We start from the raw sequence: 25292 nt of genomic DNA, 5'->3' as shown, positions 1-25292 counted from the left end.
CGGCTACGCATCAAGCTGTTTGAATTGCACCACATTGCCCTCCGGATCGTGGCCATCCAGCACGGTGGCACCACGAAAATGCCACGCCCCTTCCATGGGCTTCAAAAGGCCACCAGTGGCCAGCGCCGCGACACGCACCGCCTCCAGACTGGTCACTACAAAGGTCGGCTTGATCGGCGTGTCTTCGCGCACCGCTGGCGGTTGGGTCATCTGGATCTCTGCGGCAATCTTGCGTGGAATGGCGTGAACCACCACCTCCAGACCATGACCACGCAGCACATCATGCGACGGCGCTTCTTCAAGCGCCTGCAGGTCCAGCGTGCCGCGGTAAAACGCAGACACCTTCTTCTTGTTCTTGGCAAAGATCACCACGCCTTGATGGATTGGGGTGTCGCTCACATGGCTCCTCTCAAGTGGTTCGTCAATAAGAATTCAGGACGCACTTCAATGACTCACGCCGCTGACAGTGCTGGAACCACTCGCAGCGTTGCAAGCAAGATGTCTTTTTCCTCTGGGTCCGGCAAAGCGTCGATCAACGCTTGCGCTGCCCGGTAGTGCAACGCATGCCGCAGTTCGTCGTCAGCGCAATGCGCCGCATTGGCAAGCACCGCGTGGGCCAACGCCATTTCCCAAGGCTCACAAATTTGAACTTCGAAGTAGTCAAACGCCGAACTCGCATAGTCAATGGCATACGACGCATTGCCCAGTAGCGCATGCACCTGGCCCAGAAGAAGGCAACCCAGCCTATAGTTTTTGTCGTTGCCAATCGGGCGCCAAAGGTGCATGGACGCGTGCGCTGCGTCGAGCATTTCCTGATCTTCCTCCGGCGTGCGCGTCAACTGCTCAGTGAGCGCCCAGGCACGGTTGTTTGCCTGCGAGGCAAACATGCGCCGCCATGCGATTTCGTCTTCCAGATGATGGGGGGAACTCATGCGCCAGGACCTTTCGAGTGTGACTCATCGGCAAGGGTATCAAGCAATATCGGACCATGATAACCCGGTCGCATCAGTCTGGAGAAAGCTTGCCTCAAGCATCAGACCCAGGCACATTCGCAAGTGAAATGCCGCAAGAACTGGGGCTGTTTGGTGATCTTCACCCCGCGGATGCTGGCCGCTTTTTGCTTGACTTCGGCAATCACCTCGGCGGCATAGTCGAAGTGGCTTTGCGTGTACATGCGACGCGGAAAAGCCAGGCGCACCAGTTCCATGCTGTGAAACGTTTCCGTGCCGTCGGCCAGGCGCTTGCCGAACATCACCGAACCGATTTCCACACCGCGAATGCCGCCCTCCAGATACAGCGCGTTGCACAGCGCCCAGGCCGGGTAATGGGCCACGGGCATGTCGGGCAGCACGGTTCGGGCGTCGATGTACACCGCGTGGCCGCCGGTGGGTTTGACAAAACTCACGCCGGCCGCCTCCAGACGCTCGCCCAGGTATTCGGCGGTGCGCAGGCGATAGCGCAGGTAGTCTTCCTGCATGCCTTCCTCCAGGCCCACGGCCAGCGCTTCCAGGTCGCGCCCGGCCAGGCCGCCGTAGGTGGGAAAGCCCTCTGTCATGATCAGCACGTTACGCACCGCGTCCATCCACTCCTCGCTTTTGAGTACGATGAAGCCGCCAATGTTGACCATGCCATCCTTTTTGGCGCTCATGGTGGCGCCGTCGGCGTAAGAAAACATCTCTTGCACAATTGATTTGATGGGCGTGTTCTCGTAGCCCGGTTCGCGCATCTTGATGAACATGGCGTTCTCTGAAAAACGGCAGACATCCATGATGAAGGGCTTGCCATGGTTTTTCAGCAGCTGGGCGTAAGCGCGGATGTTGGCCATCGACACCGGCTGGCCACCGCCAGTGTTGTTGGTCACGGTGATCATGCCAAACGGGATGCGGTCGCCCTGCTCCTTCAGGAGTGTCTCGACCCGCTCCAGGTCAATATTGCCCTTGAACGGATGAAGGGTGGCAGGCTGAAGACCCTCGGGAATCACCAGGTCCAGCGCTTGCACACCCAGGTATTCGAGGTTGGCGCGGGTGGTGTCAAAGTGGCAATTGTTGGGCACCACATCCCCCTTTTTGCACACCGCCGTGAACAGCACCTTTTCTGCGGCACGGCCCTGGTGCGTGGGCACAAAGAACTGCATGCCGGTAATGTCCTGGATGACTTTCTCCAGCCGGAAAAAGCTGCGCGCACCCGCATAACTTTCGTCGCCTTCCATGATCGCGCCCCACTGACGCGAAGACATGGCGCCGGTGCCGGAGTCGGTCAGCCAGTCGATCAGCACGTCTTCGGCGTGTAACTTGAACACGTTGAGCTTGGCGGCCTCCAGCAGTTGCTCGCGCTCAGGCTGAGTGGTCATGCGGATAGGCTCGACACTTTTAATGCGAAACGGCTCGATCAGGGTTTTGGGCATGGTGTTTCCTTGCGGGATTTCAAAAAAGCACGACGGTAGCACCGCCAAAGGGGGCGTAGTGTCGGTTATTTCCAACATGGGCAACCGTATGTGCCTGCTTGCGCCAAATGGACAAGCTCGATTAGCAGTAGTCAAGCCAGGCCGAAAAATACTTGCCTTGCCTCACTGCCATTAACATAAGGGAACAATTGACTTTGGGGAGGGCAATCAAGATGTTCACCACACCGCTCACAGCTGCCGCACAGGCACGGGAAAGCGCCAGCAAAATTGCCGATTTGCGTTTTCAGAAACTGTTTGAAGACGCGGATGCCATGTCAATTCAAGGCTACCTCGTCGACGGGACGGTGGTCTATTGGAACCGTGCGTCAGAGACCATTTACGGATACAGCGCCGACGAAGCCCTCGGGGGCAACCTGCTGGACCTGATCATTCCAGCGGAGATGCGTGCCCCGGTTGAGGGCGCTGTGCGCTGGATGTTCGAGACCGGTCAGGGGATACCTCCGAGTCGCATGACGCTTAGGCACAAGGATGGCCGAGATGTGCCAGTCTATTCCAGCCACACCGTGGTTTCAATTCCCGGGCAGTCAGCTGTCATGTTCTGCATGGACGCCGACATGAGCGTCCTGGCCAAGGCAGAAGACGATTTGCGTATTGCAGCCACCGCCTTCGAGTCACAGCAGGGAATGAGCATCACCAACGCCGAAAGTGTGATCCTGCGCGTCAACCAGGCCTTTACGCAGATCACCGGCTACAGTGCGGCCGAGGCCGTGGGTCAGAACACGCGCCTGCTCGCCTCTGGCCGCCATGATGCGGCGTTCTTCAACGCCATGAGGGGAGATATTGCGCGGCAAGGCTCCTGGCAGGGCGAGATCTGGAACCGGCGCAAAGACGGTGAGGTGTATCCGGAGTGGCTCACAATCAGTGCGGTCAAAGATAAAGACGGGCGGACAACGCACTATGTGTCCATCTTTTCAGACATCAGCGCGCACAAAGTCGCAGAAGAGCAAATAAAAACCTTGGCTTTTTATGACCCTTTGACGCATTTGCCGAACCGTCGGCTGTTGCTGGACCGGCTGGCGCAGGCGCAGGTCACCTGCTCGCGGCGCGCGGGTCAAGGCGCCGTGCTGTATGTTGATCTGGATAATTTCAAGACTCTGAACGACACGGTGGGCTATGTTCAAGGCGACTTATTGCTGGAACACGTGGCCAACCGTTTGACCGCCTGCGTGCGCGAGGGCGACACCGTGGCGCGCCTGGGTGGCGACGAATTCGTCGTCTTGCTCGAACATCTGGGTGAAAACGAGCTTGATGCTGCCAACGAAGCCAGATCGGTGGGTGAAAAGATTCGACAGGCGCTCGGCCAGATTTATACCCTCGGTGTTTTTGAGCACCACAGCACGACCAGTATTGGTATCACGTTGTTTGGTGCAGCGCAGCCCGAAACGACCGACGAACCCTTGAAGCGCGCCGAACTGGCGATGTACCAAGCCAAAACAACCGGGCGCAACACACTGCAGTTTTTTGACCCACAAATGCAAGTGGAGGTCACACAACGGGCAGGTCTGGAAAACGACTTGCGCGAGGCCTTGAATCAACACCAGTTTCTTCTGTATTACCAGGCGCAGGTGGTGGGTGATGGGCACCTGACTGGCGCCGAAGCGCTGGTGCGCTGGCAACATCCGCAGCGCGGGCTGGTGTCGCCAGGAGAATTCATCCCCTTGGCTGAAGACACGGGGATGATCCTGTCCTTGGGCCAGTGGGTACTTGAAACGGCCTGCTCTCAACTGGCGAAGTGGGCAGCGCAACCGGTTTTCAGCCATTTGACACTGGCGGTGAATGTGAGTGCCAAACAATTCCGCGAAGAAAAGTTTGTGCCGCAATTGTTGGCGTTGCTGACCCGCACTGGCGCCAACCCGAAACGACTGAAGCTGGAACTCACCGAAAGCCTTTTGGTGAGTGATGTGGAGGGCGTGATCACCAAGATGGCGGCGCTTAAAGCCTGCGGCGTGGGCTTCTCGCTGGACGACTTTGGCACTGGCTACTCCTCACTTTCGTACCTGAAGCGGCTACCGCTGGACCAGCTCAAAATTGACCAGGGTTTTGTCAAAAACATCCTGACCGATACCAACGATGCGGCAATAGCCAGGATGGTGATGGCCCTCGCCGACAGCATGGACTTGGCTGTGATTGCCGAAGGTGTAGAAACGCAGGCGCAAAAAGAATTTCTGGCGCACATTGGCTGCCAGGCCTATCAGGGTTATCTTTTCAGCCACCCAATTGCTTTGGCTGATTTTGAGAAGTTTGTCCAACAGGGGCATTGAGCCCTGGGTTCATTCCACCCGCGTAACCTTGTTGGGCTTGAAGCCCAGATCTGCCATTTTTCCCTTGCGCGCCCGGGCTGCACGGGCGTTGTTGAGGCTGCGGATTTCCAAAGTTTCCTCGCGCGCCTTGCCGCCGCGGCCGATGCCTTCGATGCGCACGCTGCGGGTGTAGGCAGCCGCACCGGCCAGCGTGTCCTTGTCCAGCAAATCGAGCAGCATCAGGCCGCGCCCGCCGTTGGCTTGTGTCTTGAGTTCGCTGAGCTCGAAGGTCAAAATGCGGCCTCCCGTGGACGCGCAGGCCACATGCGTGGCCGTCGGCACCATGGTGGCGGCATTGGCCACCAGCGAGGGCTGGCACAGGGTTTCACCCTCGTTCACCGTGACAAACGCCTTGCCCGCTTTCTGCCGCGAGACCATGTTGGCCACGGAGGCGGTGAACCCGTAGCCGGCCGAACTGCTCAGCAACAGGCTAGCCTCCATCGGTCCGGCAAAGTAGTACAGCAACTGGGTGCCCACTTCGAGTTCGATCAGGCTGGTGATGGGCTGGCCGTCTCCGCGGCCGCCGGGCAGCAGCGCCACCGCCACTGAATAGACCCGGCCATTGGAACCAAAGGCCAGCAAGGTATCGACGCTGCGGCACTCGAACGTGCCATACAGCGCATCACCCGCCTTGAATGCATATTCCGGCGCCGCCGTACCACTGAGGCGGTCCCGCGCACAGCCCTTTTGCGTGCGCACCCAGCCCTTCTGGCTCACCACCACGGTCACGGGCTCGTCCACCACTTTCACTTCGAGAACCACTTTTTTCTCGGCCTGGATCAGGGTGCGTCGGGCATCAGCAAAGGTTTTGGCGTCCGCCTCGATTTCTTTCACCATCAGGCGGCGCAGCGCCGCCGGGCTGCCCAGAATTTCCTCCAGCTTGTGCTGCTCATCACGCAGGCTGGAGAGTTCCTGCTCGATCTTGATGGTCTCCAGCCTGGCCAACTGGCGCAGGCGGATTTCCAGAATGTCTTCAGCCTGTCGCTCCGACAAGTTGAAGCGTGCCATCAAGGCCGCTTTGGGTTCATCCGCCTGGCGGATGATGGCGATTACCTCGTCGATGTTGAGCAGCACCAGCGCCCTGCCCTCCAGAATGTGGATGCGGTCCAGCACCTTGGCCAGCCGGTGGCGGGTGCGCCGCTCGATCGTGGTCTGGCGGAAGGCAATCCACTCGGTGAACATCTGGCGCAGCGACTTGAGCGTGGGCCGGCCGTCGAGCCCGATCATGGTCAGGTTGATGGGGCTGGAGGTCTCCAGACTGGTGTGCGCCAGCAAGGTGTTGATGAGCTCCTGCTGGTCGATCTTGCTGGTCTTGGGTTCGCACACCAGGCGCACGGCGGCGTCCTTGCTGGACTCGTCGCGCACCCCGTCGAGCACAGACAGCACAGTGGCCTTGAGCTGGTTTTGCTCCAGCGACAGGGCTTTCTTACCGGCCTTGATTTTCGGGTTGGTCAGCTCTTCGATTTCTTCCAGCACACGCTGCGTGCTGACACCCGGCGGTAGCTCGGTGACCACCAATTGCCACTGGCCTCGCGCCAGTTCCTCGATCTTCCAGCGGGCACGGCATTTGAGCGAGCCACGGCCAGTCCGGTAAGTCTCGGCAATTTCGGCGGCACTGCTGATGATCTGGCCGCCAGCGGGAAAGTCCGGACCGGGCACCAGCGCAAACAGTTCGTCGTCGGACAGGATGGGAGACTTGATCAGCGCCACGCAGGCATCGGCCACCTCGCGCAGGTTGTGGCTCGGGATTTCTGTGGCCAAACCCACGGCAATGCCGCTGGCGCCGTTGAGCAGGGCAAACGGCAGGCGCGCAGGCAACTGGTTGGGCTCCTCGGTGGAGCCGTCGTAGTTGGGCGAAAAATCGACCGTGCCCTCGTCGATTTCGTCGAGCAGCAGGCTGGTGATTTTGGCCAGCCGCGCCTCGGTGTAGCGCATCGCGGCAGCGCCGTCGCCGTCCCTGGAGCCAAAGTTGCCCTGGCCATCGACCAGCGGATAACGCAAAGAGAAGTCCTGTGCCATGCGCACCGCAGCGTCATACACAGACGAATCACCATGCGGGTGAAAGCGCCCCAGCACGTCACCCACCACGCGCGCGCACTTGACCGGCTTGGCCCCGGTGTTGCCATTGGCGCCGCCAAAGCCCAGGCCCATGCGGCTCATGGCATACAAAATGCGCCTCTGCACCGGCTTCTGGCCATCGGTCACGTCCGGCAAAGCCCGGCCCTTGACCACGCTCAGGGCATATTCAAGATAGGCGCGCTGGGCATAGCTGGCCAGGTTCAGCGCGTCGTCACCCTCAGGTGGGGCCGGGGCCGGGGGTTCAATAATGAGTTGATCAGTCATGGCAAACCAGTTTCCAATAATTCAAAAAAATCACAATGTTGCGTTATTTTTAACCCGCGAGGCAGAGGCCAATCCGCAAAAACTCCCAAGAGTCATGGATTGCCACGTCGCGACGCGCCTCGCAATGACGGCCAGTCAAACATCAATCTCCACCGAATCCCCGTGCAGTTCCATCAACTCACGCCGCGCTGCCGCCTCGCCCTTGCCCATCAGCTTGTTCATCAACGCTGAGGTCTGCGACACATCCAACGCGCCCAAATGCACTGGCAGCAAACGGCGCGTGTCGGGGTTCAGCGTGGTGTCCCACAACTGCTCGGCGTTCATTTCGCCCAGCCCCTTGAAGCGGCTGATGGTCCAGGCGGCTTCGCGCACCCCTTCCTTGCGCAGCTTGTCCAGGATGGCACTGAGTTCGCCCTCGTCAAGCGCATAGGCCTTGGACGCCGGCTTTTTGCCGCGCGCTGGCGCATCCACGCGAAACAGCGGCGGGCGGGCCACAAAGACATGTCCGGTGTCGATGAGCTTGGGAAAGTGCTTGAAAAACAGCGTCAGCAGCAGCACCTGGATGTGCGAGCCATCGACATCGGCATCACTCAAAATGCAAATCTTGCCGTAGCGCAGGCCACTCAAATCGGGGGCGTCATCAGGGCCGTGCGGATCGACGCCAATAGCCACCGCAATGTCGTGAATTTCATTGTTGGCAAAGAGGCGGTCACGCTCGACCTCCCAGGTGTTCAGCACCTTCCCACGCAAGGGCAGCACCGCCTGACTTTCCTTGTTGCGGCCCATCTTGGCACTACCACCGGCCGAGTCACCTTCGACCAGAAACACCTCGTTGTCGGCAATGTCGCGGCTCTCGCAATCGGTCAGCTTGCCCGGCAACACGGCCACGCCCGAACCCTTGCGTTTTTCGACCTTTTGGCCGGCCTTTTGGCGACTTTGCGCGGCCTTGATGGCGATCTCGGCCAGCTTCTTGCCGTATTCAACGTTCTGGTTCAGCCAGAGTTCGAGCGCCGGCCGCACGAAGTTGGAGACCAGACGCACCGCATCGCGCGAGTTCAGACGCTCCTTGATCTGGCCCTGAAACTGCGGATCCAGCACCTTGGTGGACAGCACATAACTGGCGCGCGCAAAGACGTCGTCGGGCAGCAGCTTGACGCCCTTGGGCAGCAGCGAATGCATTTCCACAAAACTCTTGACTGCCGCGTACAGGCCATCACGCAAGCCCGCTTCATGCGTGCCACCGGCCGGGGTCGGGATCAGGTTGACATAACTCTCGCGCACCGGCTGGCCGTCTTCGGTAAAAGCCACGCACCAGGCCGCACCCTCGCCTTCGGCAAAACTGTCGTGGAGGGCATCGGCAAACCCTTCGCCTTCGAACAGCGGAATGACGGGCTCGCCGGTCAGGGTTTGCGTCAGGTAATCGCGCAAGCCACCCTTGAACAGCCAGGTCTGGGTTTCCTTGGTCTTTTCCTCTACCAAAGTCACCGACACACCCGGCATCAGCACCGCCTTGCTGCGCAGCAGATGTTCCAGATGCGCCATGGGCAGCACCATCGACTCAAAATATTTGCCGTCGGGCCAGACCCGCACCGTGGTGCCCGACTTGCGGTCACCATCACCCGCTGGACGCACGCTCAAAGGCTCAATCACGTCGCCACCGGCAAACACCAAGCGCGCCACCTGGCCTTCGCGGTAGGTGGTGGCCTCCAGGCGCAGCGACAAGGCGTTGGTCACGCTGACCCCCACGCCGTGCAGACCACCGGAAAAGCTGTAGGCACCGCCCTGACCCTTGTCGAACTTGCCACCGGCGTGCAATTGGGTAAACACCAACTCGATCACCGGCGCATGTTCGGTGGGGTGCATGCCGAACGGAATGCCGCGGCCGTCGTCTTCCACTGTGATCGAGCCGTCGGCATGGACGATGGTCCTGATCTTCTTGCCGTGCCCGGCCAGCGCCTCGTCAGCGGCGTTGTCCAGCACCTCCTGAATGACGTGCATCGGGCTGTCGGTGCGTGTGTACATGCCCGGGCGCTGCTTGACCGGCTCCAGCCCTTTCAGCACACGAATCGAGTTTTCGGAATATTCAGTTTCAGGTTTTGTTGCCATAGCGGCGCATTGTAATCAGGCAGCCCCAAACAACTGGATATATAACCAGCTTCGCCAAGGATTCGTTCAAGGCAAAACTGCTCGACGACAGATTCGGTATATTCCGCCCATGCCAAATGCTTCAAAAACACTTTCCATGACCCAGGTGCTGCTATGCGGTGCCGCCATCGTCACGCTGTCCATGGGTATCCGGCACGGCTTCGGGCTGTGGCTGCAGCCGATGACGCAAAGCCTCAACTGGAGCCGCGAAACCTTTGCCTTTGCGCTGGCCATCCAGAACCTGGTGTGGGGCTTTACCGGCATCTTTGCCGGCATGCTGGCCGACCGCTTTGGTGCCTTTCGCGTGCTGGTGGGCGGTGCCCTGCTGTATGCGCTGGGGCTGGTCGGCATGGCCTATGCCACCACCGCGCAGTTGCTGAGCTTGAGCGCCGGGGTGCTGATCGGCATGGCACAAGCCGGCACCACCTACGCCATCATTTACGGCGTGATCGGTCGCAACATCAGCGCCAGCAAGCGCTCCTGGGCCATGGGTGTGGCGGCGGCAGCGGGCTCCTTCGGCCAGTTTCTGATGGTGCCGACCGAAGGTTTTCTGATCGACAGCCTGGGCTGGCAACAGGCGCTGGTGGCGCTGGCGCTGGCCGCGCTCTTGATCATGCCGCTGGCCTGGGGCTTGCGCGAGCCGCATTTCAGGGGCGGCGCCGGACATTTTCGCGAACAGTCCATCATGCAGGCGCTGCGCGAGGCCTTCAAATACCGAAGCTTCCAGTTGCTGATGGCGGGCTATTTTGTCTGCGGCTTCCAGGTGGTGTTCATCGGCGTGCACATGCCCAGTTACCTGAAAGACCAGGGGCTGGCCTCGAACGTGGCCAGCTACTCGCTGGCGCTGATCGGCCTGTTCAACGTGTTTGGCACCTATGCGGCGGGGGTGCTGGGCCAGCGCATGCAAAAGAAAAACATCCTGGCCTTCATTTATCTGACGCGCGCCATCGTCATCAGTGTTTTCTTGCTGGTGCCGCTGTCGCCCATGAGTGTCTATGTGTTTTCGGCGGTGATGGGCTTGTTGTGGCTGTCCACCGTGCCGCCGACCAACGCCACCGTGGCACAAATTTTTGGCGTGGCGCACTTGTCGATGCTTGGCGGTTTTGTCTTTTTCAGCCACCAGATCGGCTCCTTCATGGGCGTCTGGCTGGGCGGCTACTTGTTTGACCGCACCGGCAGTTACGACATCGTCTGGTACATCGCGATTGCGCTGGGCGTGCTGGCCGCATTGGTGAATCTGCCCATCAAGGAAGCCGCCATTGTGCGCACGCCTGCACCGCAAGGGGTATGAAGCCATGAAGCCGATCCAGAAATACCTGCTCTACGCCGTCCTGCTGGTGGTGCTGGGGCTGGTGTTTGCCATGTACGCCCGTCCCGACTTTGTCATGACGCTGGCCAACCAGGTGTGGGGCTGTTTTTAGTGTTGCAACACAATTTGAGTGAGCCGTCCGGCTGGGTGCAGCGCTGGCAGCATTTGATGCCAGCCTGCGCACGGGTGCTGGACGTGGCCTGCGGCTCTGGGCGGCACATGTCATGGCTGGCGCAACGCGGCTGCCATTGCACCGGCATCGACCGCTCGGCCGAAGCGCTGGAGACAGCCAGCCAGTACGGCAGCACCCTTCAGGCAGACATCGAAGGCGGCACCTGGCCCCTGCTCGACAACGGTGTGCCGCGGCAGTTCGACGTAGTGCTGGTCACCAACTACCTGTGGCGACCCTTGTTCCCGGTGCTGCTGCGAAGCCTGGCACCGGGCGGCTTGCTGCTCTATGAGACTTTTGCGGTGGGCAATGAGACCGTGGGCAAACCCGCCAGCCCTGATTTTTTGCTGCGCACCGGTGAATTGCTGCAGCTTTGCCAAAACCTGCGCATCGTGGCGTTCGAAGATGGATTTTTACCCAGCCCGGAGCGCTTCGTGCAGCGCATTGCGGCCATCCAGTCGCCACCTGCTGCCGCAACTTCAGGCCCCGTTGACACTCAACCCCTGCGCTACCCACTCTCGTTAAAATGAGCGGCTAAACCATTACACGCAAGACAACATGCCATACTCAAAGCCCTTCCTTACCGGCAGTATCGTCGCCCTGGTCACGCCCATGCACCCTGATGGCAGCGTGGACTACCCGGCGCTGCGCAAGCTGATCGACTGGCACATTGCCGAAGGGACAGATTGCATTGGCGTGGTCGGCACCACCGGCGAGTCGCCCACCGTGAGCGTGCAGGAGCACTGCGAAATCATCCGGGTGGCGGTCGAGCAAGCCAATAAGCGCGTGCCGATCATGGCCGGTTGCGGCTCCAACTGCACCGCTGAAGCCATTGAGCTGGCCAGGTTTGCCAAAAGCGTGGGTGCCGATTGCCAGTTGCAGGTGGTGCCCTACTACAACAAGCCGACCCAGGAAGGCCAGTACCAACATTTCAAGGCAATTGCCGAAGCCGTTGACCTGCCCATGGTGCTTTACAACGTGCCCGGGCGCTCGGTGGCCGACTTGGGCGTTGACACGGTCTTGCGCCTGGCCCAGGTGAGCGGCATTGTCGGCATCAAGGAAGCCACGGGCAATATCGACCGCGCCCAATGGCTGATCCGCCAAGCGCCCAACAACTTTGCCATTTTTTCAGGCGACGATCCCACTGCCGTGGCCCTGATGCTGTGCGGCGGTCATGGCAACATCAGCGTCACGGCCAATGTGGCGCCGCGCCTGATGCACGAGTTGTGCGTGGCCGCCATCGCTGGCGATGTCAAACGCGCCATGGAAATTCAATTCAAGTTGATGCCGCTGCACAAAAACCTGTTTGTCGAAGCCAACCCGATTCCCGTGAAATGGGCCGTGGCGCGCATGAATCTGTGTGGTGGCACGCTACGCCTGCCCATGACCGAGCTGACCCCGGCCAACGCGCCAGTGGTGGAAGCTGCCCTGCGCGAAGTAGGCCTGCTGTAACGCAAGGCCAACAACGCTTTTCCGCATTTCATTTGCCGACCCGATTCATCACCTGAAGGATTTTTTGTGAACCCTATTTCCAGACTCGCACTGCTTGGCCTGACCCTGACCCTGGGTGCCTGCACCGTTTTAGAAGGTGACAAAGTCAACTACAAAAGCGCCGGCAAAGCGCCATCGCTTGAAGTGCCACCCGACCTGACCCAGCTCTCGCGCGAAACGCGTTACGTGGTGCCCGGCAGCGCTGTCACCGCCTCTAGCTTCCAGATCGGCCAGACCAGCAGCCAGACCACGCCAACGGCGACCAGCTCGCTGGGTGATGTCCGCATCGAGCGCGCCGGCACGCAGCGCTGGCTGGTGATCAGCCGCCCCGCCGACAAACTGTGGGAACCGGTGAAAGACTTCTGGCTGGAAAACGGCTTTTTGCTGGTGATGGAGCAGGCCAACCTGGGCATCATGGAAACCGATTGGGCCGAAAACCGCGCCAAAATTCCACAGGACATCATCCGCAGCACCATTGGCAAGGTGTTCGATTCGCTGTATTCCACTGGTGAACGCGACAAGTTCCGCACCCGGCTGGAGCGCAACGCCAGCGGCGGCACCGAGATTTTCATCAGCCACCGCGGCATGGTCGAGGTCTTTAACAGCACGGCAAAAGACCAGACCGTTTGGCAACCGCGCGCCGCCGACCCCGAGCTCGAAGCCGAATTTCTGCGCCGCCTGATGGTCAAGCTCGGCGTTTCCCAGGAGCAATCCAAAGCCCTGATCGCCGCCGGAACAGCCACCCAGGGCGCCCGCCTCGACACCGTGAACGGTCAGCCCGTGGTGCGCCTGGACGACAACTTTGACCGCGCCTGGCGCCGGGTGGGCCTGGCGCTGGACCGCACCAACTTCACCGTGGAAGATCGCGACCGCAGCAAGGGCGTCTACTTTGTACGTTACGTGGCGCCCAGCGCCGACAAGACTGAACCTGGCTTCTTCGGCAAACTCTTCGGCAGTTCAACCAAGGACAGCGCGCTGCAAAAATTCAAGGTCTCAGTGGTCAGCCAGGACAGCACCAGCCTGGTGTCGGTGCAAAATGCCGACGGCAGCCCCGCCGCCGCCGCGGACGCACAGCGCATCGTGAAAGTGCTGGCCGAAGACCTCAAGTAAGAAAGCGGGTGAACTCTGACACCGGCACACGCGGCGTGTGGAAGCTGTTGACCGGCTGCCCGGCATCAGCGTAGCCCAGCGCCATGCCGCACACCAGCATCTCGTCGGTACCGGCACCAATGTGCGGCAGGATGAGGCTGGCAAAACCGTTCCAGGCGGCCTGCGGACAGGTGTGCAGACCGCGGGCACGCGCCGCCACCATGATGTTTTGCAAAAACATGCCGTAGTCGAGCAAGGAACCGCGCCCCATGACGCGGTCCATGGTGAACATCAGGCCCACCGGCGCGTCAAAAAACCGGTAGTTGCGCTGGTGTTGCGCGTGCATCTTGTCTTTGTCTCCCTTGCCGATACCCAGCAGGTTGTACAGGCCCCAGCCATTCTCGCGGCGCCGGTCGATGTAGGGACTGACCCATTTTTCGGGGTAATAGTCGTATTCCTCCCGGTACTCGGCGGCCAGCGCCGGGTTGGCGCGCAGCGCATCGTGGGCGGCGCAGACCTTTTCCACCAGCGCGTTGCGGCTGTCGCCTTGCAACACATAGACTTTCCAGGGCTGGGTGTTGGTGCCCGACGGCGCCCGGCTCGCCACCTGCAGGATGTCATACAGGGTTTGCTGCGGTACGTACTGCTGGGTAAAGGCGCGGGTGGACATGCGCGAGGTGATGGCGGTGTCCACCGTGGCCACGTGCAAATCCGAGGCCGGTAATTTTTCTGTCGTCAAAGGAGTTTCTCCAAAACGGTTTTGAGTGGCTGGGGGAGCGGTGTGGGCCGGCGCGTGGCACGGTCCACATACACGTGAATGAAGTGGCCCCTGGCGGCAGTCAGTGACGCGCCCTCGGCAAACAGACCCACCTCGTAGCGCACGCTGGAATTGCCCAGCCGCGCCACCCGAATGCCGGCGTCCACATTTTGCGGAAACGCCAGCGGCTCGAAATAGTTGCACTGGGTTTCGATCACCAAGCCGATGGTGCCACCGTGTTCAATGTCGAGCACGCCCTGCTCGATCAGGTAGGCGTTGACGGCGGTGTCGAACCAGCTGTAGTAAATGACATTGTTGACGTGGCCGTAGGCATCGTTGTCCATCCAGCGCGTGCTGATGGTCCGGAACACCTTGTAGGCGCTGCGCGGTTCAGGCTGTGGTTTAGGCATGATTCAGGATTTTCGCTCCTTCAGCAGGTCACGCAAACGCCTGGGCGCGGGCACCAGCGGCGTGCGGCTGCGCGTCCAGGCGCCCTGGTCGGACGGCGACAGGGCACGGCCCCGGCTCATGAACCACGACGCCAGCTTGTACAGGCCGGTGCGGCCATAGACCTGTGCCCAGACGTTCCACACCGCCGTGCTGGCCACGGTGCGCCCGGCGCCACTGCCGCGCAGTGTCGCCTCGTCGCTCTCGGGCTTAACCTGCGACTCGTTGCGCAGGCGCACCAGGATGTCGGTGATCGGGATCTTGACCGGGCACACTTCGACGCAGGCACCGCACAGGGTCGAGGCAAAGGCCAGCGGATAGGTGGCATCGAGCCCCAGCATGTGTGGCGAGATGATGGCGCCAATCGGGCCAGGGTAGGTCGTGCCGTAGGCGTGGCCGCCAATGCGCGCATAAACCGGACAGTGGTTCATGCAGGCGCCGCAGCGGATGCATTTGAGGGTTTCGCGAAGATCGTTGTCGGCATAGGCCTGGGTGCGGCCGTTGTCAAGCAGAATCAGATGCACTTCTTCAGGACCGTCCTTTTCACCTGGCTGGCGCGGCCCGCTGATCAGGTTGAAGTAGGTGGTGACGGCCTGACCGGTGGCCGAGCGCGACAGCAGGCTGTAGAGCGGCGGCACGTGTTCGAGCTTTTCCACCACTTTTTCAATGCCAGTGATGGCAATGTGCACCTTGGGCACGGTGGTGCACATGCGGCCGTTGCCTTCGTTCTCCACCAGGCAAAGGGTGCCAGTTTCAGCCACGCAAAAGTTGACGCCCGAGAGGCCGATGTCGGCATCGGCGAATTTGCGCCGCAGCACCCGGCGGCCAATGCGGATCAGTGCATCGACATCTTCGGTGTAGGCCACGCCGGGGATTTCCTTGGCAAACAGTTCGGCAATTTCCTGCTTGGTCTTGTGGATGGCCGGCATGATGATGTGCGACGGCGCCTCGCCCGCGAGTTGCACGATGTACTCGCCCATGTCGGACTCCAGAGCCTCGATGCCAGCGGCTTCCATGGCGTGATTGAAGCCCACCTCTTCGCTCACCATCGACTTGCCCTTGATGATGCGCTTGGCGTTGACCCGGGTGGCGATGCCCAGGGCGATGGCGTTGGCTTCATCGGGGTTTTGCGCCCAGTGCACCTGGACGCCGTTGGCGGTGAGCCTGGCCTCCAGTTGCTCCAGCAAGCGCGGCAGGTGCGCCAGGCTGTAGCGGCGAATCTGCGAACCCAGCTCGCGCAGTCCCTGCAACTCTTGCTCATCAGGAAACTGGGCGCGGCGCTTGGCCTGCAAAAAGTCCATGGCGCCGCGAAAATTCTTGCGCTGGCCCGGGTCGTTGAGCACGCCGCGGCTGCGCTCCTTGAAGTCTTCCATCGGGTGGATTTTGATGACCTGGCTCATGCGGCTGCTCCTGGTTTGACGGCTTGAGCGTGGCGCAACAGCACCACCAGTTCGCGCGGGCCGTGGGCGCCATAGGCCAGCGTTTGCTGGATGTCGGCGGTCTTGGACGGCCCGCAGATCAGCAGCGCATTGGTCGGCAAGCTGTCTTTCCAGTCCTCCGTGGTGATGGCCGAATGCAAATCGGCATGAATAGTGGCCACATCGAGCAGCACAAAGTGCACCGACGGCACCAGCGACATCAGCCGGGGCTCGGCAGGCGTCGGCCACAAAATCAGGCTGCCAATCTCGGCAATGGCGCTTTTGGCCAAGGTGAGAGAAGCATCGACCTCGTCGAACAGCACATCTCGCCAGGAGTCGATGGACTCGGCATAGCGCTTGAGTTCCAGATTGGCCGGCTGGCGTGATTCCAGCTCGGCGCCGTGCGGCGTGTCTGCGCCGATCAACAGGTTGCGCAATCCCTTGGCTGCGGCCAAGCGCACCAGCAGTTCGGGCCAGTCGGCTGCGGTAGTGTCGTGCACCTCGGTCTTGACGGCTTCCAGCGCGGCGCGCAAACGGGCCACACGCTGGGCGCTGTCTTCATGGCGCTGGTGCGCGTCGAACCAGGCCTTGACCCCGGGCAACGGCAGCGCCTCAGGGATGGCCGTGGCGCGCAGCCGCGCCAGGATGCTGCTGCGGGCGCCGGCTTCGGCCGCTTGTGTTGGGTTCAGGGTGGCGCTCATGCGAGGTCTCCGGTGCTGCCATGTTCGGTGGTTCGGCGCCACAAAAAGCTGGCCATGTGTTCGCCCGGCAAAGTTGCCTTGGGCAGGCCGGCCAACTCGTCCTGCTTGGCGGCGCGGCCGGTGATGTTGAGCATGCAGCCGCAGTCGGCGCTCACCACGCGCTCGGCACCGGTGTCGCGGATGGCGGCCACCTTGTCGCTGACGATGGCCTCGGAAATGTCGGGGTAGCGCATGGCAAAGGTGCCGCCAAAGCCGCAGCACTCCTCGATGCGCGCCTGCTCCACCACTTTGACCTGCGCCAGGCTGTCGAGCAGCGCCACACTGGTCTCGTGCACGCCCATCTCGCGGCGCGCGTGGCACGAAGTGTGCAGCGCGATGGTGCAGGGCGCACCCAGGTCGGGCTGGCTGAAATTGACCACGTGCACCAGAAACTCGGTGAGTTCATAAACCCGCTCGGACAGGTCCACCGCCCTGGCGTGCAGAACCGGGTCGTCGGCAAACAGATGCGGGTAATGCTTACGGATCATGCCGCCGCACGACCCCGACGGAATGACCACCGGCCAGGGCTCGACGAACAGGTTGAGCTGCTGCAGCGCCACGGCCCGCGCTTCATCCGGAAAACCGCTGCTGTGCGCCGGCTGGCCACAGCAGGTTTGCGCTTCCAGGTAATGCACCCGGATGCCTTCGCGCTCGAGCAAGCGCACCGTGTCCAAGCCCGCCTCAGGCGTGAACTGGTCGATCAGGCAGGTGGCAAACAGGTAAACGTCGGTCGGTTTGGGCGGATAAGTCCGCGCCTCAAAAGTGCTCGGGGCCATCAATCAGTCTCCTCGTTTTGGATTCCACGCATTTTGCTTGCAGGGCTGGATTGTGAAACATTTGGCCACTTCGAGCTTGTGATATTCGCTGCCCCCGCTTGTCAATAATTTCAAACGCTCAAAGCAGCCGCCTGACTGAGGCGCTGCTGCCAGCGCTGCGCATGGATTAGCCCCAGGTGAAAAGTGGCAAGTTGTATTTGCACCGTTGCCTCGATCTGGCGGCCATAGCCGCCCGCCATCACAAACGCCAGCGGAATGTGGCGCTGGGCGCACCAGTCGAACACGCAGCGGTCACGCGCCGCCAGCCCGTCTTGCGTCAAGGCCAGCCGACCCAGCCGATCTCCCGTGTAGGGGTCGGCCCCGGCCAGATACAGCACCAAAGCCGGCTCGAAGCGCTCGCTCAGCGTCTGCAGTGCCTGCGCCAGCGCGGCCAGGTAGTCGTCATCGCCGCAGCCGTCGGCCAGCGCCACATCCAGATCACTGGTCTCCTTGCGAAACGGAAAATTCTTGTCGCCATGCAGCGACAGCGTGAACACCGAATCGTCCTGTCGAAAGATGTGCGCCGTGCCATTGCCCTGATGCACATCGAGGTCGATCACCGCCACCTTCAACACTTGACGGTGCTGGCGCTGCCACTCGGCTTGCGCCAGCCGGGTGGCCACCGCCACGTCATTGAAAACACAAAAACCGCCGCCCTTGTCAGCGTAGGCGTGGTGCGTGCCGCCTGCCAGATTGGCCGCCACCCCTGTTTGCTGCGCCGCGCGCACCGCAGCCACCGTAGCCCCCACGGAGCGGCGCGCCCGCTCCACCATGAAGTCGCTCCACGGAAAGCCGATTTCGCGCAGCGCCGCGGCGCTGATCTGGCCGCTGACCATGAGTTCGATGTAATCCGGCGTGTGCACCAGGGTGAGTTCCGCATCACTGGCCGCAGGAGCCTCCAACAGTTCGACCTCTGGCAACTCCTGCGCAATGGCTTCGCGCAGCATCGCATATTTGGCCATGGGAAAGCGATGGCCCTCGGGCAGCGGCAGCACGAAATGATCCGAACAAAAAGCTTGCATGGTTCTATTTTGGCTTGATGACAAGCCCGGTATTTTGGGTATTTTGAGACTTTGTGGGTCAGACCACTCGCGCAGCGACGTGCTCTGACCCCAACTGATTAGGAAAGCGTCTCTAATTTGCTGCATTGCAACAAAAAAAGCTTGCGCAGCCTCGGGATAACCCTATAATTCACTCATGCTGCACTGCAACATTAATTGAGATCACCTCGGTTACGGCGCAGATACCCTTTTTACTTAACTTCCTGGAGAATTGAATATGCTGACCGTAGAACAAGTGATGGCCTCACAAAAAGCCAACGTTGAAACCCTGTTGGGTCTGACTGCCAAGGCCTTTGAAGGCGTGGAAAAGATCGTTGAACTCAACCTGAGCGCTTCCAAAGCCGCTTTGGCTGAAACCGGCGACACCGCCAAGGCCATGTTGAGCGTGAAAGACGCTCAGGAACTGTTGGCCCTTCAATCCGGCCTGCTGCAACCCCTGGCTGAAAAGACTGCTGCCTACAGCCGTCACCTGTACGAGATCGCAACCGGCGCTTCCAGCGAATTCACCAAGGCTTTCGAAGGCCAGGCTGCTGAAGCCCAACAACAATTTGCCGGCATGGTTGAAGCCGCCGCCAAAAACGCACCGGCCGGTTCTGAAACCGCCGTGGCCGTGATGAAGAGTTCGGTGGCTGCTGCCACCAACGCCCTGGAATCCGTGCAAAAAGCGGTCAAGCAAGCGACTGAAGTGGCCGAAGCCAACTTCAACACCATGGCTTCCACCGCCACCAGCGCTGCCAAGCCCGCTGCCAAAAAGCGTTAAGCGATTGACGCCGGCAAGTCAAAGGCCTATTAATTTAGAGTCTTTGCTTTAAAGCCAAGGGAAAACCCTGACTTGCTTGGTATGATTTGGAACATCGAAAACGAAAGTTTTCCAAGAGTTGTCTCCTCGGGTCCTTTCGAAACCTTCAGGTTCAGGGACTCCTTAGGGCTGATCGCAAGATCAGCCCTTTTTTTTAGGCCAGCGCCACAAAGGTGCTTGCCGTCAAGGTACCACTGAGCAGTTCCGGCAGACGGTCGGCCGTCATTTTGAAGCCGCAGGCTTGCGCGTGGCCGCCACCGCCCATGCTGGCAGCGAGTGGGATGCAATTGAAACCGGACCTGGAGCGCAAACCGCACTTGACTTCCCGGTTTTTGTCCACGCTCCAGATCAGGGCAAAGGTGCCGGATTTGCGGCACAACTGGTCGCCCACCAGACTGTGAAAAACTCCGGGCGCATTGACCATCAGGCCTGTCACGCCGTTGAAAACCACCGGGCTGGCATGCTCTGCGATCAACTCGGCCAGCTTGGAAAATTTCTCATCCATGGCATGACCGCGCTCGATGAAACTCGCCAGTTGCTGAGCGTCAAAGGCCGCAATCTGTTGCCAGCGCTCGAATTCGAAGGGCTCCATGTCGAGCGCCGCCAGGAAGGCGGCACTTTCCGGATAGCGCCAGAGCCAGATGTCGCGGTCTTCCACGAACCGGACCAAGGCAGGCAGGGGTTTGTCCGGCTGAAAAAATTCCCAGGCCAGGTGGGCGCCCGATTTCTTCATGTCGAAGTGCACCACGCCATAGCGACAACGAAAACCGGTCAGTTTTTCGGCGGCGCTCAAATGATGGTCCAGCATGACCAGTTTGGCCGCGCGCTCCTCCATTGGACGCAGGATGTATTCGGCAAATGAAAAGTCAAGAATGTAAACCGCGCGCCCGTCCAGCGCGGGCAAATCATCCACCGACTTGATGTCGCCGTGATCGAGTCCGATGAACTCGGCTTGGCCCTCGTAATAGAGCCAGGCGGCCAGCGCGGCGGCAAAACCATCGGGACAGTTGTGGCCGTGGTAGAGGATGAGCGGGCGGGGGTCGTTGCGATCAGGCTTGATCAGCAGATTCAGGGGCAAAACAGTTTTCATAAAAGCGTGATTGATTCAGCCCGTATTTTACAGTTCACAATTGATAGCAATGAATCCAAATGTAACAGGGGTTAAATGCTTATTCTTTTCGCTTTTTATAATCACAAAATGAGCATTGACCATCACGCAAAAATCTTCATCGGCCTCACCCAACCTGATGACCGGCAGTTCGATGCCTGGTCCAACCAGCCGCTGCTGCTCTCCATCGAACAAGGCGGTATCGACTGGCCCAGCTCGTGCCGCAATGGCACCTGCCGCACCTGCTTCAGCAAGCTGGAGCGCGGCGAGGTGCGCTACGAGATCGATTGGCCGGGCTTGAGTGCCGAAGAAAAAGAAGAGGGCTACGTGCTGCCCTGCGTGGCCTACCCCTGCACGGATGTGGTGCTGCAGCGCGAACCCTGTTGACATCAGCGCGACGGGCGCAAGTCCGGGCGCGGAATCTTTTTGAACCTGATCTTGCGGTCGAGTTCGATCGCGTCCTTTTTCACCTGACGCTCGGCATCGAGGGTTTGCCCCAGCTTCAGCCACTCGGCAAACTCTTCCGGCGTCTCCAGCGTCATGCGGCCCATCACGCCCGAGCGAAAGTCGTAAATCGCAATTTCGGCGGCCTTTTGCAGATTGATCTTCTGGCCGCCCTGCAGGGCGCCGCGTTTTTGGCCAATGGCGACCAATAATTCTTCATCGGCCATGCTGGCAGCCCGGTCGAGCTTGAAGCGCGCTTCCAGCAGCGCCGGGTAGTGCGTCTTCAGATAATCCAGCAGTTCCAGCGCCACCTCTTCTTCGTCGAACGCATTGCGGCCAATCGCGCCGCTGGCCGCCAGGTTGTAGCCGCTCTTGGCCACAATGATGCGCGGCCACAGGATGCCCGGCGTGTCGTACAGATAAAAGTCGCTCGCCAGGCTGATGCGCTGCTCCAACTTGGTGATGCCGGCCTCGTCGCCGGTCTTGGTGGCGCGTTTGGCGGTCAGGGTATTGATCAGGGTCGATTTGCCCACGTTCGGGATGCCGCAGATCAGCACGCGCATCGGCTTGACCATGCCACCGCGGTTGGGGGCCAGCTCGAAACTGGCCTTGATCAGCGCCTTGGCAGGTGCCGCCACGCTGGCATCCAGGCCGATGGCGCGGGTGCCGCTCTGGCTGTTGTAATGCGCCAGCCAGGCTTCGGTGCGCAGCGGGTCGGCCAGGTCCTGCTTGTTCAGCACCTTGAGCGTCGGCTTGCCGTGCGTGAGTTCGGCCAGCATCGGATTGGCGCTGGAGCCCGGCAAGCGGGCATCGAGCAACTCAATTACCACATCGATGTTTTTGATGCGCTCGGCAATCGCCTTTTGCGTCAGGTGCATGTGGCCGGGAAACCATTGAATTGCCATGTCTTAATAATCCGGTTCGGGCCGCAGCCCATCAATGCTCAGGCTGAACCCGGGCACGGGTAGCCTTGACTTCGGCGCGTTGGGTCTTGGCTTGGCGCACGCGCCTGATCGAGGCCCGCGTCGGCTTGGTCGGTTTGCGCGTTTTGGGGGGCTCGGCCACGCTGTTGACCAGTTCGTGCAGGCGAATCAGCGCATCGAAGCGGTTCATCTCCTGAGTGCGGTGCTGCTGGGCCTTGAGCACCAGCACACCTTCTTTGGTAATACGGCTGTCATGCAGCGCCAGCAGGCGCTCCTTGACATCGTCGGGCAGGCTGGAAGCCATGATGTCAAAGCGCAAATGAATCGCGCTCGACACCTTGTTGACATTCTGACCGCCCGCGCCCTGCGCCCGGATGGCGCTTAAGCTCACCTCGTCTTCCGGTACGTGCAGCGGCTCGGTCACGGCTGGGCCTGTCCCTCTGGCGCGTGAACATAGCGCGCCACAAACGCACCCACGGCGCGCTCGGGCAGGGCCAGCCACACGGTATGGCCGCTGCCGGGGGCCACCGCCACGGCGCTGCCGTCAGCACTTTCCATGCGGCTGAGCTGCACATCAAAATTGCCGGCGGGGTGAATGATCTCAAGCCAGTCATCCAGCGCAAAGCGGTTCTTGACACGCACCTCGACCAGCCCGCGCGTGGCATCGAACGCCACCGCGTCGCCCACGTACAGGCTGCGCCCCGACTCGGAGTACCCGCGTAAATAATTCTGCGTGGCCTCGGGCGTGTGGCGCTGGAAGAACCCCGAGGTGTAGCCCCGGTTGGCCAGGCCTTCAAGCTGCCCCAGCAAGGCTGGGTCCAGCTCGCGCCCGGCCACCGCGTCGTCAATCGCACGGCGGTAGCTTTGCACCGTGCGCGCCACGTAATACGGACTCTTGGTGCGGCCCTCGATCTTGAGTGAATCAACGCCAATCTCCACCAACCGCTTGACGTGCTCGATGGCGCGCAGGTCCTTGGAGTTCATCACGTAGGTGCCGTGCTCATCTTCCTCGATCGGCATGTAACTGCCCTCGCGCTGGCTTTCCTCGATCATGTAAACCTGGTCGGCCTCTGGCGAGCGCGGAATGTCGCCCTGACCAGGCAACACGCCACCGCTGGTGCGTTCGTCCTGTTCGCGCGCCATGGCTGCCTGGCGCGTGAGCACATCGCCAGAGGCATCGACCACGCCTTTTTGCGTTTTGTAGTCCCAGCGGCAGGAGTTGGTGCAGCTGCCCTGGTTGGCATCGCGGTGGTTGAAGTAGCCTGAGAGCAGGCAGCGGCCCGAGTAGGCGATGCACAACGCGCCGTGCACGAACACTTCGAGTTCCATGTCCGGGCAGTCCTGGCGGATTTCGGCCACCTGGTCCAGCGACAACTCGCGCGACAAAATCACCCGCTTCACGCCCACAGACTGCCAGAACTTGACGGCCGCCGAATTGACCGTGTTGGCCTGCACCGACAAATGGATTTCCATCTCGGGCCAGGTTTCGCGCACCATCATGATCAGGCCGGGGTCGGACATGATCATGGCGTCGGGCTTGAGCGCAATCACCGGCGCCATGTTGTCGATGTAGTGCCTGATCTTGTTGCCGTGCGGGAAGATGTTGGACACCAGAAAAAATTTGGCGCCCTTGGCATGTGCTGTGCCGATGCCCTGCCTGAGCACGTCGATGTCGCCAAAGTCGTTGTTGCGCACCCGCAAGCTGTAGCGCGGCTGGCCGGCATAAATGGCCGAGGCGCCAAAAGCCAGCGCGGTTTCCAGCATGGCCAGCGAGCCGGCCGGGGCCAGCAGTTCAGGAGTTTTCATGGCCAACTCAGGCTTGGGCGGCAATGGGTGCCAGCACAGACTGCACATCGCCGCACTGGGCGCGCTGGCGCAGCGCATGCTCCATCACGACCAGCGCCAGCATGGCTTCCAGAATGGGCGTGGCGCGAATGCCCACGCAGGGGTCGTGGCGACCCTTGGTAACCACCTCGGTGGGCGCGCCGTTCATGTCGATCGAGGCGCGCGGCGTCAAAATGGAACTGGTTGGCTTGATGGCCACCGACACCTCCAGGTCTTGCCCGCTGGTAATGCCGCCCAGCGTACCGCCGGCGTTGTTGCCCATGAAGCCCTGCGGTGTCAGTGAATCACCGTGGCTGCTGCCGCGCTGCGCCACGCTGGCAAAACCGGCGCCAATTTCCACGCCCTTGACGGCATTGACGCCCATCATGGCGTAGGCAATGTCAGCGTCCATCTTGTCGAACAGCGGCTCACCCAGGCCCACCGGCACATTGGAGGCCGTCACGCGCAGGCGTGCACCGCAGGAGTCGCCGCTTTTGCGCAACTCGCTCATGTAGTCTTCCAGTTTGGAGACCTCGGCCACCGGCGCAAAAAACGGATTCCGCGGCACATGTTCCCACGACTCGAAGGCAATCGGCAGTTCGCCAATTTGCGTCATGCAGCCACGAAACACCGTGCCGTATTTCTCGAACAACCATTTCTTGGCCACCGCACCGGCGGCCACCATGGGCGCGGTCAAGCGTGCGCTGGAGCGACCGCCACCGCGCGGGTCGCGGATGCCGTATTTCTGGAAATAAGCGTAATCGGCGTGGCCAGGACGGAACGTTTGAACAATGTTGCCATAGTCCTTGCTGCGCTGGTCGGTGTTCTTGATCAGCAGGCAAATCGGTGTGCCGGTGGTTTTGCCCTCGTACACGCCAGACAAGATTTCGACCGCATCGGGCTCATTGCGCTGGGTGACGAATTTGCTGGTGCCCGGCCGGCGCCGGTCCAGGTCGGGCTGAATGTCGGCTTCGGACAGCGCAAGCCCCGGCGGGCAGCCGTCGATCACACAGCCAATGGCCGGGCCGTGGGATTCACCAAAATTGGTGACTGCGAAAAGGTTTCCAAAGGTATTGCCGCTCATGGGGCGCGATTATCCCAGAGCGGGGCCCAATCCGGGCGAAAAGCCGGAAACTACAGCCTTGGCGACTCGGCGGGTGCCTGGCCTTCGGGCCAATCATGAATGTAGGCCTTGAGCATCTTGTTTTCGAAGTTCTGGCTGTCCACCACAGCGCGGGCCACGTCGTGAAAGCTGATCACCCCCATCAGCATTTTCTTGTTCATGACCGGCATGTAGCGCGCATGGCGCTCCAGCATCATGCGGCGCACTTCGTCCATGTCGGTCTCGGTGGTGCAGGTCAGCGGAGAGTCGTCCATGGCGCTGCGCACAATGGTGGCGCTGACCTTACCACCCATTTTGACCAGCACCTGGGTCAATTCGCGCACGGTGATCATGCCCGCCAGTTCACCGTGTTCCATCACTACCAGCGAACCAATGTCGCGATCCGCCATGCGGGTGAGCGCGTCGATCAAAAGTTCATCCGGCGCAGCCGTAAACAGCGTGCCGCCTTTGATGCGCAAAATATCACTGACTTTCATGGTGCTCCTCGTTATGGACAGTTGAAGGTTAATCAATGGTTATAGAG

At 60.8% G+C, this 25292-nt stretch carries 25 protein-coding genes; 8 read left to right on the top strand and 17 right to left on the bottom strand.

Features of this window, described 5'->3' with window-relative positions; all coding sequences use genetic code 11:
- Positions 1–3: 3 nt before the first annotated feature.
- From PHF15_RS04890 to PHF15_RS04880, 3 genes are all read right to left on the bottom strand, one after another.
- A complete protein-coding gene (locus tag PHF15_RS04890) occupies positions 4–399 on the bottom strand; it encodes a hypothetical protein (protein WP_300119396.1) in 396 nt (131 codons plus the stop codon).
- Between the two features lie 53 nt (positions 400–452).
- Entirely contained in the window at positions 453–932 is a 480-nt protein-coding gene (locus tag PHF15_RS04885) for a hypothetical protein (RefSeq protein WP_300119394.1), read from the bottom strand.
- Between the two features lie 101 nt (positions 933–1033).
- Positions 1034–2404, bottom strand: coding sequence for a tryptophanase (locus PHF15_RS04880; protein ID WP_300119392.1), 1371 nt, complete (start codon positions 2402–2404; stop codon positions 1034–1036).
- A 212-nt stretch (positions 2405–2616) separates the two neighbouring features.
- Between PHF15_RS04880 and PHF15_RS04875 the strand changes: the two genes are divergently transcribed.
- On the top strand, positions 2617–4725 hold the full coding sequence (locus PHF15_RS04875; protein ID WP_300119390.1) for a bifunctional diguanylate cyclase/phosphodiesterase: 2109 nt from the start codon (positions 2617–2619) through the stop codon (positions 4723–4725).
- A gap of 9 nt (positions 4726–4734) precedes the next feature.
- On the opposite strand, the gene parC is transcribed toward PHF15_RS04875, so the two are convergent.
- Both parC and PHF15_RS04865 read right to left on the bottom strand, forming a co-directional pair.
- Complete coding sequence (gene parC, locus PHF15_RS04870; protein WP_300119388.1) at positions 4735–7107, bottom strand: DNA topoisomerase IV subunit A; 2373 nt, start codon at positions 7105–7107, stop codon at positions 4735–4737.
- Positions 7108–7242: 135 nt separating this feature from the next.
- The gene (locus PHF15_RS04865; protein WP_300119386.1) at positions 7243–9213 is read right to left on the bottom strand and encodes a DNA topoisomerase IV subunit B; all 1971 of its coding nucleotides are present in this window, start codon (positions 9211–9213) and stop codon (positions 7243–7245) included.
- A gap of 109 nt (positions 9214–9322) precedes the next feature.
- Between PHF15_RS04865 and PHF15_RS04860 the strand changes: the two genes are divergently transcribed.
- The 5 genes from PHF15_RS04860 (at position 9323) to bamC (ending at position 13331) form a co-directional block, all read left to right on the top strand.
- Complete coding sequence (locus PHF15_RS04860; protein ID WP_300119384.1) at positions 9323–10543, top strand: MFS transporter; 1221 nt, start codon at positions 9323–9325, stop codon at positions 10541–10543.
- Between the two features lie 4 nt (positions 10544–10547).
- Positions 10548–10673, top strand: a complete 126-nt coding sequence (locus PHF15_RS04855) for a hypothetical protein (RefSeq protein ID WP_300119382.1) — start codon at positions 10548–10550, stop codon at positions 10671–10673.
- Between the two features lie 56 nt (positions 10674–10729).
- Complete coding sequence (locus tag PHF15_RS04850; RefSeq protein ID WP_300119483.1) at positions 10730–11260, top strand: class I SAM-dependent methyltransferase; 531 nt, start codon at positions 10730–10732, stop codon at positions 11258–11260.
- A gap of 28 nt (positions 11261–11288) precedes the next feature.
- The gene (gene dapA / locus PHF15_RS04845; protein ID WP_300119380.1) at positions 11289–12182 is read left to right on the top strand and encodes a 4-hydroxy-tetrahydrodipicolinate synthase; all 894 of its coding nucleotides are present in this window, start codon (positions 11289–11291) and stop codon (positions 12180–12182) included.
- Positions 12183–12248: 66 nt separating this feature from the next.
- Entirely contained in the window at positions 12249–13331 is a 1083-nt protein-coding gene (gene bamC / locus PHF15_RS04840) for an outer membrane protein assembly factor BamC (RefSeq protein ID WP_300119378.1), read from the top strand.
- Here bamC and PHF15_RS04835 read toward each other — a convergent pair.
- The 6 genes from PHF15_RS04835 to PHF15_RS04810 form a co-directional block, all read right to left on the bottom strand.
- The gene (locus PHF15_RS04835; RefSeq protein ID WP_300119481.1) at positions 13324–13980 is read right to left on the bottom strand and encodes a nitroreductase; all 657 of its coding nucleotides are present in this window, start codon (positions 13978–13980) and stop codon (positions 13324–13326) included. The genes bamC and PHF15_RS04835 overlap by 8 nt on opposite strands.
- A gap of 65 nt (positions 13981–14045) precedes the next feature.
- Positions 14046–14477: a thioesterase family protein gene (locus tag PHF15_RS04830; RefSeq protein WP_300119376.1), complete on the bottom strand. Its 432-nt coding sequence runs from the start codon at positions 14475–14477 to the stop codon at positions 14046–14048.
- Positions 14478–14480: 3 nt separating this feature from the next.
- Positions 14481–15914: a LutB/LldF family L-lactate oxidation iron-sulfur protein gene (locus PHF15_RS04825; RefSeq protein WP_300119374.1), complete on the bottom strand. Its 1434-nt coding sequence runs from the start codon at positions 15912–15914 to the stop codon at positions 14481–14483.
- A complete protein-coding gene (locus tag PHF15_RS04820) occupies positions 15911–16633 on the bottom strand; it encodes a lactate utilization protein (protein WP_300119372.1) in 723 nt (240 codons plus the stop codon). The genes PHF15_RS04825 and PHF15_RS04820 overlap by 4 nt, the downstream gene beginning before the upstream one ends.
- Positions 16630–17448 carry a (Fe-S)-binding protein gene (locus PHF15_RS04815; RefSeq protein ID WP_300119371.1) on the bottom strand — a complete coding sequence of 273 codons (819 nt, stop codon included), beginning with the start codon at positions 17446–17448 and terminating at the stop codon, positions 16630–16632. Before PHF15_RS04815 ends, PHF15_RS04820 begins: the two co-directional genes overlap by 4 nt.
- A gap of 110 nt (positions 17449–17558) precedes the next feature.
- A complete protein-coding gene (locus PHF15_RS04810; protein WP_300119369.1) occupies positions 17559–18509 on the bottom strand; it encodes a histone deacetylase in 951 nt (316 codons plus the stop codon).
- Between the two features lie 256 nt (positions 18510–18765).
- Between PHF15_RS04810 and PHF15_RS04805 the strand changes: the two genes are divergently transcribed.
- Entirely contained in the window at positions 18766–19308 is a 543-nt protein-coding gene (locus PHF15_RS04805; protein WP_300119367.1) for a phasin family protein, read from the top strand.
- Between the two features lie 193 nt (positions 19309–19501).
- Here PHF15_RS04805 and PHF15_RS04800 read toward each other — a convergent pair whose 3' ends face one another.
- On the bottom strand, positions 19502–20437 hold the full coding sequence (locus PHF15_RS04800; protein ID WP_300119366.1) for a DHHA1 domain-containing protein: 936 nt from the start codon (positions 20435–20437) through the stop codon (positions 19502–19504).
- A gap of 108 nt (positions 20438–20545) precedes the next feature.
- Here PHF15_RS04800 and PHF15_RS04795 point away from each other — a divergent pair, with 108 nt between their 5' ends.
- Positions 20546–20842 (top strand): 2Fe-2S iron-sulfur cluster-binding protein, encoded by a 297-nt coding sequence (locus PHF15_RS04795; protein ID WP_300119364.1) that lies wholly within the window; start codon positions 20546–20548, stop codon positions 20840–20842.
- Positions 20843–20844: 2 nt separating this feature from the next.
- Here the strand turns inward: PHF15_RS04795 and ylqF are convergent, their stop codons facing one another.
- From ylqF to PHF15_RS04770, 5 genes are read right to left on the bottom strand one after another with little or no spacing between them, the layout of a single operon-like run.
- A complete protein-coding gene (gene ylqF / locus PHF15_RS04790; RefSeq protein WP_300119362.1) occupies positions 20845–21804 on the bottom strand; it encodes a ribosome biogenesis GTPase YlqF in 960 nt (319 codons plus the stop codon).
- A 31-nt stretch (positions 21805–21835) separates the two neighbouring features.
- Positions 21836–22246, bottom strand: a complete 411-nt coding sequence (gene arfB, locus PHF15_RS04785) for an alternative ribosome rescue aminoacyl-tRNA hydrolase ArfB (RefSeq protein WP_300119361.1) — start codon at positions 22244–22246, stop codon at positions 21836–21838.
- The gene (gene yegQ, locus PHF15_RS04780; RefSeq protein ID WP_300119360.1) at positions 22243–23628 is read right to left on the bottom strand and encodes a tRNA 5-hydroxyuridine modification protein YegQ; all 1386 of its coding nucleotides are present in this window, start codon (positions 23626–23628) and stop codon (positions 22243–22245) included. Before yegQ ends, arfB begins: the two co-directional genes overlap by 4 nt.
- Before the next feature lie 7 nt (positions 23629–23635).
- Positions 23636–24730 (bottom strand): chorismate synthase, encoded by a 1095-nt coding sequence (gene aroC / locus PHF15_RS04775; protein ID WP_300119359.1) that lies wholly within the window; start codon positions 24728–24730, stop codon positions 23636–23638.
- Positions 24731–24780: 50 nt separating this feature from the next.
- Entirely contained in the window at positions 24781–25245 is a 465-nt protein-coding gene (locus PHF15_RS04770) for a CBS domain-containing protein (RefSeq protein ID WP_300119358.1), read from the bottom strand.
- Between the last annotated feature and the right edge of the window lie 47 nt (positions 25246–25292).

Origin of the sequence: Rhodoferax sp. (assembly GCF_028689295.1) — a bacterium.
GTDB lineage: Bacteria > Pseudomonadota > Gammaproteobacteria > Burkholderiales > Burkholderiaceae_C > Rhodoferax.
This window is presented reverse-complemented; position numbering and strand designations above follow the sequence as displayed.

What these genes read in the sequence shown, in the direction of transcription:
- PHF15_RS04855 (WP_300119382.1), top strand. Translation starts at nt 10,548, where the DNA reads ATGAAGCCGATCCAGAAATACCTGCTCTACGCCGTCCTGCTGGTGGTG.
- PHF15_RS04795 (WP_300119364.1), top strand. Translation starts at nt 20,546, where the DNA reads ATGAGCATTGACCATCACGCAAAAATCTTCATCGGCCTCACCCAACCT.
- PHF15_RS04860 (WP_300119384.1), top strand. Translation starts at nt 9,323, where the DNA reads ATGCCAAATGCTTCAAAAACACTTTCCATGACCCAGGTGCTGCTATGC.
- PHF15_RS04865 (WP_300119386.1), bottom strand. Translation starts at nt 9,213, where the DNA reads ATGGCAACAAAACCTGAAACTGAATATTCCGAAAACTCGATTCGTGTG.
- PHF15_RS04820 (WP_300119372.1), bottom strand. Translation starts at nt 16,633, where the DNA reads ATGAGCGCCACCCTGAACCCAACACAAGCGGCCGAAGCCGGCGCCCGC.
- aroC (WP_300119359.1), bottom strand. Translation starts at nt 24,730, where the DNA reads ATGAGCGGCAATACCTTTGGAAACCTTTTCGCAGTCACCAATTTTGGT.
- PHF15_RS04875 (WP_300119390.1), top strand. Translation starts at nt 2,617, where the DNA reads ATGTTCACCACACCGCTCACAGCTGCCGCACAGGCACGGGAAAGCGCC.
- PHF15_RS04805 (WP_300119367.1), top strand. Translation starts at nt 18,766, where the DNA reads ATGCTGACCGTAGAACAAGTGATGGCCTCACAAAAAGCCAACGTTGAA.
- PHF15_RS04825 (WP_300119374.1), bottom strand. Translation starts at nt 15,914, where the DNA reads ATGAGCCAGGTCATCAAAATCCACCCGATGGAAGACTTCAAGGAGCGC.
- parC (WP_300119388.1), bottom strand. Translation starts at nt 7,107, where the DNA reads ATGACTGATCAACTCATTATTGAACCCCCGGCCCCGGCCCCACCTGAG.
- yegQ (WP_300119360.1), bottom strand. Translation starts at nt 23,628, where the DNA reads ATGAAAACTCCTGAACTGCTGGCCCCGGCCGGCTCGCTGGCCATGCTG.
- PHF15_RS04815 (WP_300119371.1), bottom strand. Translation starts at nt 17,448, where the DNA reads ATGGCCCCGAGCACTTTTGAGGCGCGGACTTATCCGCCCAAACCGACC.
- PHF15_RS04800 (WP_300119366.1), bottom strand. Translation starts at nt 20,437, where the DNA reads ATGAAAACTGTTTTGCCCCTGAATCTGCTGATCAAGCCTGATCGCAAC.
- ylqF (WP_300119362.1), bottom strand. Translation starts at nt 21,804, where the DNA reads ATGGCAATTCAATGGTTTCCCGGCCACATGCACCTGACGCAAAAGGCG.
- PHF15_RS04880 (WP_300119392.1), bottom strand. Translation starts at nt 2,404, where the DNA reads ATGCCCAAAACCCTGATCGAGCCGTTTCGCATTAAAAGTGTCGAGCCT.
- PHF15_RS04810 (WP_300119369.1), bottom strand. Translation starts at nt 18,509, where the DNA reads ATGCAAGCTTTTTGTTCGGATCATTTCGTGCTGCCGCTGCCCGAGGGC.
- PHF15_RS04835 (WP_300119481.1), bottom strand. Translation starts at nt 13,980, where the DNA reads ATGTCCACCCGCGCCTTTACCCAGCAGTACGTACCGCAGCAAACCCTG.
- PHF15_RS04885 (WP_300119394.1), bottom strand. Translation starts at nt 932, where the DNA reads ATGAGTTCCCCCCATCATCTGGAAGACGAAATCGCATGGCGGCGCATG.
- dapA (WP_300119380.1), top strand. Translation starts at nt 11,289, where the DNA reads ATGCCATACTCAAAGCCCTTCCTTACCGGCAGTATCGTCGCCCTGGTC.
- PHF15_RS04830 (WP_300119376.1), bottom strand. Translation starts at nt 14,477, where the DNA reads ATGCCTAAACCACAGCCTGAACCGCGCAGCGCCTACAAGGTGTTCCGG.
- PHF15_RS04850 (WP_300119483.1), top strand. Translation starts at nt 10,730, where the DNA reads ATGCCAGCCTGCGCACGGGTGCTGGACGTGGCCTGCGGCTCTGGGCGG.
- PHF15_RS04770 (WP_300119358.1), bottom strand. Translation starts at nt 25,245, where the DNA reads ATGAAAGTCAGTGATATTTTGCGCATCAAAGGCGGCACGCTGTTTACG.